The sequence below is a fragment of the Waterburya sp. genome, from assembly GCF_058530065.1.
The window spans coordinates 22,545-29,446 of the sequence record NZ_JBZNBU010000254.1 but is presented as its reverse complement, the minus strand read 5'-3'; the positions used below and the strand labels follow the sequence as shown (position 1 = coordinate 29,446).

Here is a 6,902-nt window from a genome sequence, read left to right as displayed (position 1 = left end):
GTGAGACAGTCCGTTGCGGTGAGGCACTTTCGGTGGGCGGGTTCCCCGACTTGAGAAAAGTGCCGAATCCGAAGGAGTCTGTGACCCGTTGAAGGAACTGTCGAACCCTTTAGGGGGTCTCGAATTTAGGTGGTAGGGTGTAGGGAAGAAATGACCCCAACCCCCGACACCCAACACCCAACACCCTCCCTCAACCCCTTGATTTCATGGCTTATCCGAACAGTATTGACCCAGTCTCCCCGTCTCCCAAATGTGTAACTAATTCTGCTTAGGTACTTATGGCAACGATTGTGAGTCAAACAAAATAAAAACCCTAGATCTGAAGCAAACTTCAGATCCAGAGCCATATCTTTACTTTGATGAAGATGATAATCAGTCAAATGGGATTAATTTTTGGGTGAAGATTGACTGCCACTGGGAGCAGAAAATAAACTATTGTAAGTGTCGTAAATAGCTTGACTGAGACGAGGTAAATATTTCTCGATCAATCCTTCTACAGTATTTTCATCTATGGGTGCTGGTTGAGATGCTACCGTTTCTGCTGGAGGTAGAGGTTGAGGAGTAGGATTGCTCGATGTTCCCGCAGGTTCGCCAGGAAGGTTGGTAGTAGGTCTAGTAGCAACGTCTTCCAAGAATTGAGGATTGGGATTGTTGCTCAGATAAATATGCTGAATTGCATCCCCTTCATAAAGACGTTTGGTAAACTGCCAGTTAGTATCTAAACTAATTTTCATGGGAGTTTCTCGCAAACCATTGGTACTCCCAATAACTAAATCGGGTTTAGATGGATCTTGGTGATCGGCAATCAACTCTAACTGTCCGTTTCTTTCTACCAAATTGAGGAGGTAAGCTACTTTGTCATCTTGACCGTTGATTCTCAGGGAATAGCCATTGGTATCGACTGCTTTGAGACAATCATCAGTATGGTCAAAACTAAGCAGTTTTAAATCAACCACAGTAGGATTGCTACCAGATTCACTCCAACAAGATTTTGCTCCAGGAACTTGTTCGATGATTGCTAGTTTGTATCTTCTATAGTTAAAAGGAACGGCAACTGCCACAAATTTACTTTGGTCTACAGCAAATTCATCAAATTGAGTTGCTTTAGCTTGCATAGGTGCGATCGCACTCATACCAATAGTAGTTACAGTTGCTAGGGCAATAGGAAGAGATAATTTCATGATTAGTAATTGGGTAGTGTAGGCTTTGTATTTAATAATATGTATTACTTTGAATATTCAAGCAGTTTTCTAGAATTCTAGTAGATAGCATAAAGCACTGAAAAAAACTCAAAGTGATTACTGTTTATAGACGTAAGATAACCTAAAAAAATGCAATCCACATACATTTTTTTACAAGATATTTACATACTACATATAAATTATGAAGCCCAGTAGGATCTTGATTACATATCTAGTTTGATTTTGCCTTTATGCTTTCCAACTAGAAAGAGGAGGAGTTGCTAATAATGCTTGACTTAAACTATCGTGAATCAAACCATTAGTAGCCAAAATCCGACCCGAACTAATATCTAAAGGACTACCATCATAAGCAGTAACTTTCCCGCCAGCTTCTTCTAAAATAACGATTCCTGCTGCCATATCCCAAGGTTGAATTCCTCTTTCCCAATAGCCGTCAAGTCGTCCGCAAGCTACCCCAGCAAAATCCATTGACGCACAGCCTAAACGACGAACCCCTTGAGTTAAATGAGTCAGATGACAAAATTCAGCATAGTTATTGTCATTAGTTTCTCGGCGATCGTAGGCAAAGCCAGTAATCAAAAGACTTTTACTTAATTCTGCGGTGTTCGATACTTGAATCGGACGACGGTTGCGAGTAGCACCCAAACCCTTAGCAGCCTGAAATAATTCATCGCTAAAAGGGTTGTAAACTGCCCCCACCGTGGGAATTCCATTCACGATTAAGCCTACCGAAGTAGCAGCTAAAGGTAAGCCGTGAGCGTAGTTAGTCGTGCCATCTAAAGGATCGATCGCCCATAAATATTCACTGTCGGTATTACCCAACGCCCCCGACTCTTCCGCTAAAATTTGGTGGTGAGGAAGATGACGATTGAGTACTTTTAAAACTTCTGCTTCTGCTAGCTTGTCTGCTTCTGTTACCAAATCGCCAGGGCGACCTTTTTCTTGGATATCATTTAATTTACCCCAACGATCTTTAAGAATTGCCCCCGCAGCTAAAACTGATTCGGTGGCAACATCTAAGAAAATTTGTAATTGTTCTTGGGTAGGTTGAGTCATTATTTATTTTTTTGAACGAAATTGATTGGGAGTTTCCCGTAATGGTTGTTGGGGATTCCAAATTCCATAACCCATCAAGCGAGCATACTCTTGGGCATTTATAAGCAGCTTACTATATGAGTGGGGATATTTCGTGTTTGCCAGTACACAACCTTGTTTGATTAATTTTTCGCTAATCAAACTGTTATCTTGCCAGATATGGGCGTAAATGCGATTGTAAGGATTATTAGGATCATTATTTTCTATCTCTAGTGCGACTACTTTTCCCACAACTAGTTCTGATAGTATAGTTTGGGCGGTTTTGCCCCAGGGAGATTGACGTAAATCTGGAGCATCTATACCAATGATTCTGACTTTGGTTGTTGAATATTCTTCTGGTAAAGTTACTTCTACAGTTTGACCGCTAATCGCCCGTTTTACTTCAGCAGAAATTAAATTATCTTGGTTTAGATCTGAATTACAACTAAAGAGTAGAAGAGAAAAGCAGAAAATAATTAAGCATCTGAGATAGTTCATCTTGTCGAACAAATCAATCAATTTCAAAATCAAAGGGCAGACGGGCGTAAACTCCATTTGGATCGTTAGATTCTTGAAGAATGGCTAATTCTTGTTTGAGTTTGAGAAATTCTGCTGTTAGAGGATCTATTTGACCTTGAGATTCTAGCAGCTTGACATCAAAAAGACGCTGGACTAGTTCGGTTTCAAAACGATTTTGTTGGGGATATTCTTGTATTTGCCAATTCTGGTTTAATTTAGCCTCCCCAGCAGCATAGGCGATCGCACTTTCCAAACCGCCAATTTCATCTACCAAACCGATTTTCACGGCTTCTTTTCCCGACCAGATCCTCCCTTTGGCGATTTCTTTGACCTTTTCTTGGGGTAAATTGCGATAGCGAGACACTTTGCTTAAAAATAGTCTGTAGGTTTTATCCACAGACTTTTGATAGATGGCTAATTCTGCTTCGGTTTTGGGTCGAACATTAGAACTAATATCAGCAAATTTTCCCGTCTTGACTACATCCCAGGTAACCCCGTTATTGTTAGCAATTTGTTGGATATTAGATAACAAACCAAACACCCCAATCGAACCAGTAATGCTATTTTCCTCGGCAAAGATTTGATTCGCCCCTGCGGCAATCCAATAACCCCCCGAAGCAGCCACATTACCCATGGAAACTACTACAGGTTTTTTCTTCTTAGTTAATAAAATTTCTCGCAAAATTACTTCTGAAGCCGTCGCACTACCGCCAGGGCTATTAACTCGAAGTACTATAGCTTTAACTTTTTCGTCTTCTCTGAGTTCTCGAAATACTTCGGCAAAGCGATCGCTACCAATGGTTTCAATACTCCCTCTTCCCCCAACAATTGTTCCTTCTGCATAGATTACAGCAATTTTTTGTTCTGCCATAACCGCAGTCTCGGGAGGGCGAATGGTGCGACTGGCATAAGTACCTAAGTCTACTTGTCGGAAACTTTCGGCTGCTTCGTTGGTTTCTGTCTCTCCCGTTAATTTTTTTAATTCTGTGACCACATTGTCGTAATAACCCACGCGATCGATTAAGCCCAGATCTCGCGCATCTTGGGGGTCGATATATCCCTGGCGATCGACGACTTTTTGTAGCTCATCTATTTTTAAGGATCTGCTATCGGCTACGGTATTCAGAAATTTACTCCATAAATCAGTCAACAAGGCTTTAGTTTGTTCTCGATTGGCGGGACTAAAGTCGGAACGAAGATAAGGTTCTACAGCAGATTTGTAATCTCCTACTCGAATTACCTGCACTCCTACACCATATTTTTCTAACGCACCTTTGAAAAACATTTGTTTGGAATTTAAACCATTCAATTCCATCGTCCCCATGGGATTGACCACGATTTCATCTGCTAGGGAAGATAGATAGTATTCTCGCTCGCTGAGAGTTACATCATAAGCAATAATTTTTTTGCCCGTAGCTTGGAATTTTTCTAATGCAGCCCTCAATTCTTCCATGGTTGCATAACCATTGGGACTAGTTCCCCGTCTGCCATCTAAGAATAAAGCGGTAATGCGATCGTCTTTGGCAGCGCGATCGATTGCCTGAAGCATTTGACGGAGAGTAATAATCTCTTGTTTTTTGCCTGAAAAGGCTTGAGCTAAATTAGCAGCGGGTTTGGAATCTCTTACTTGGGTAGATAGGTCGAATACCAATACTGATTTATCTTTAATTCCTGGAGATTCTTCATCTCCCACCGCAGCAAAAAGTAACAGCGTTAGTCCGCTAGCCCCCAAGACTAAAAATAAGCATAGACCCACCATGCTACCAATGGTGCTGGCAAAGGTTTGTTTCAAAAATTGACGCATTGTGGTGATTTATGTAAGTTGATAATTGGAGATAAAATGCAGTAAAGGCTTATCTATTGTTATAGTTCCCGCAATCTTTCCAATCTATATCATCAATAAAGGATTGTCTTAATTGTAGTGCTAGAGAGGTGTTAAATCCTTTATTTTAGGCTGCTCTAAAAAAGATGTATCATCAACTCACCGATTCGTGTTGTTTATTTTTGAGCGAGGTCAGATGATTTGTCATTAAAAATTCATCTTGTTGTCACAAGAAAGTCACAGTTTAATTTTATATTAATGGTTGTTAGCCCTATATATGATTTCACTCAAAGCTCCTTCAGGCTTTTAGGGCTAACTTTACTATACATACAAGCTTATTCTTCTGCTTTCCAACCATTGAATAAAAACTCTCTACAACATTTACTATTATAGACATTTTCCCACTGAAATGTGCTGAATGGTTTGAGGGGAACTTAAATTCAGATCTTAAATAGTTCCTTAAAAAATTATCGGATCTTTGTTTTTAATAGGATAGAAATTGAAACATTAGCTAAGTTATAGAAAAGCAAAAATTGCCACAATCTGAATATTTATTTTTATGCGAGACTTAGCTCAAATTCAACAAACAAACTACGATGCGATCGTTATCGGTGGAGGAATTAATGGTGCGGGTGTCGCGAGAGATGCAGCCTTGCGGGGTTTAAAAACAATTTTAATTGAGAAGAATGACTTCGCTAGTGGAAGTTCTAGTTGGTCTAGTCGTCTCATTCACGGGGGTTTGCGCTATCTTGAATATTTTGAATTTCCTCTGGTTAGAGAATCTTTAAAAGAAAGAGAAGTATTGTTACGCACAGCACCTCATTTGGTAAATCCTTTACAATTAACTATTCCAATATATCGCGATCGCTCTCGTCCTTATTGGAAAATTTGGGCGGGAATGATCCTTTATGATATTTTTAGTTTTGATAAAACCCTCCCTTCCCATCGAATGCTAACCCAAGGGAAATTCGAGCAAATCTTTCGTTCTTTAGATAAAGAGAACTTAGCTGGTGGTTCGCAATATTATGACGGACAAGTAACTTTTGCCGAACGTTTGTGTTTGGAAAACGTGCTTGCTGCCCAAGAAGCTGGGGCAACAGTTTTAAACTATGCAGAAGTTATGGAACTAAAACTGGAAGATAAACGAATTGAAGAACTAGTTTGCCAGGATAAATTAACGGGAGAAAGCTTTACGGTTAAAGGAAGCAAAGATGCAGTGGTGATTAATACTGCGGGTCCTTGGATCGATCGCCTGTGTCAAAGAGGACAAAAAGCAGGAAACCAAGTTACTATCGGCGATGGCAAAAAGAATGGCGGAACTAAAGGCAGTCATATTGTTGTAGAACCTTTTCCTGGCGCGCCAGATAGTAGTCTTTATGTCGAAGCAAAATCCGACGGTCGTCCTTTCTTTATCCTAACTTGGTTGGGTAAATATCTCATTGGTACTACAGACATACCCTACAAAGAGGATATTGAAAACATTAAAGCGAACAATGAGGAGATAGATTATTTATTGCAAGAGACAAATAATATTATCCCCACTGCCAATTTAACTAGAGAAGATGTAATTTTCACTTATTCTGGAGTTCGTCCTTTACCCAACTCAGAAGGTAAAAAACCAGGCAGCATTACCCGCAAACATATTATCTTCGACCATACTAAAGAAGGAGTCAATAATCTCCTCACTTTGATTGGAGGGAAACTAACTACTTATCGTAATGTTGGAGAAGAAATGGTCGATGAAATTTTCAAACGCACCAAACGAGCTTCCAAACCCTGTCGTACTGACTCCCAACCCCTCCCTGGCTGCATTTTACCCAGCGATCCTCGCATTCAAGAAGCGATCGCCGAATATAGTTCGATCCTTTCGGTGAAAACTATCGACTATCTGTTCTTTAGCTATGGGGCAAAAGCTTTAGAAATCTTACCTCTAGCTCAAGACAACCCAGAATTAAGAGAGCCAATTTCGCCCAATCTCCCTGATATTAAAGCTCAGATAGTCTATGCCGTAGAATCGGAATTAGCCCAAACTATGGTGGATATTTTGCGCCGTCGTACCACCTTAGCCATGAATAGTGACTACGGTATGGATTTATTGCCTACAGTTACAGAGACTTTGCAAAAATATTGCGGTTGGACTTACGAACAATGCGATCGCGCTTGTAATGAATACCGTTTTTATATGGAACATAATTGCATTCCCGATTATCAAATTTCTAAATCATTACTTACTGCATAGAGTTATAAAAGTAAGGTCGTAAGGTGATGGGGTAGTGAGGTATTGT

At 40.1% G+C, this 6,902-nt stretch carries 5 protein-coding genes; 1 reads left to right on the top strand and 4 read right to left on the bottom strand.

Annotation, left to right across the window (positions count from 1 at the left end; all coding sequences use genetic code 11):
* Positions 1-386: 386 nt before the first annotated feature.
* The 4 genes from AC33VI_RS15160 to sppA all read right to left on the bottom strand — a co-directional run bounded on the left by AC33VI_RS15160 (position 387) and on the right by sppA (position 4,599).
* Entirely contained in the window at positions 387-1,181 is a 795-nt protein-coding gene (locus AC33VI_RS15160; RefSeq protein WP_491783103.1) for a DUF3747 domain-containing protein, read from the bottom strand.
* Positions 1,182-1,430: 249 nt separating this feature from the next.
* Positions 1,431-2,258: an inositol monophosphatase family protein gene (locus tag AC33VI_RS15155; protein ID WP_491783102.1), complete on the bottom strand. Its 828-nt coding sequence runs from the start codon at positions 2,256-2,258 to the stop codon at positions 1,431-1,433.
* 3 nt (positions 2,259-2,261) lie between these two features.
* Positions 2,262-2,774 (bottom strand): thermonuclease family protein, encoded by a 513-nt coding sequence (locus tag AC33VI_RS15150; protein WP_491783101.1) that lies wholly within the window; start codon positions 2,772-2,774, stop codon positions 2,262-2,264.
* A 13-nt stretch (positions 2,775-2,787) separates the two neighbouring features.
* A complete protein-coding gene (sppA, locus tag AC33VI_RS15145; RefSeq protein WP_491783100.1) occupies positions 2,788-4,599 on the bottom strand; it encodes a signal peptide peptidase SppA in 1,812 nt (603 codons plus the stop codon).
* 577 nt (positions 4,600-5,176) lie between these two features.
* Between sppA and glpD the strand changes: the two genes are divergently transcribed.
* Positions 5,177-6,856 (top strand): glycerol-3-phosphate dehydrogenase, encoded by a 1,680-nt coding sequence (gene glpD / locus AC33VI_RS15140; protein ID WP_491783099.1) that lies wholly within the window; start codon positions 5,177-5,179, stop codon positions 6,854-6,856.
* Positions 6,857-6,902: the final 46 nt, after the last annotated feature.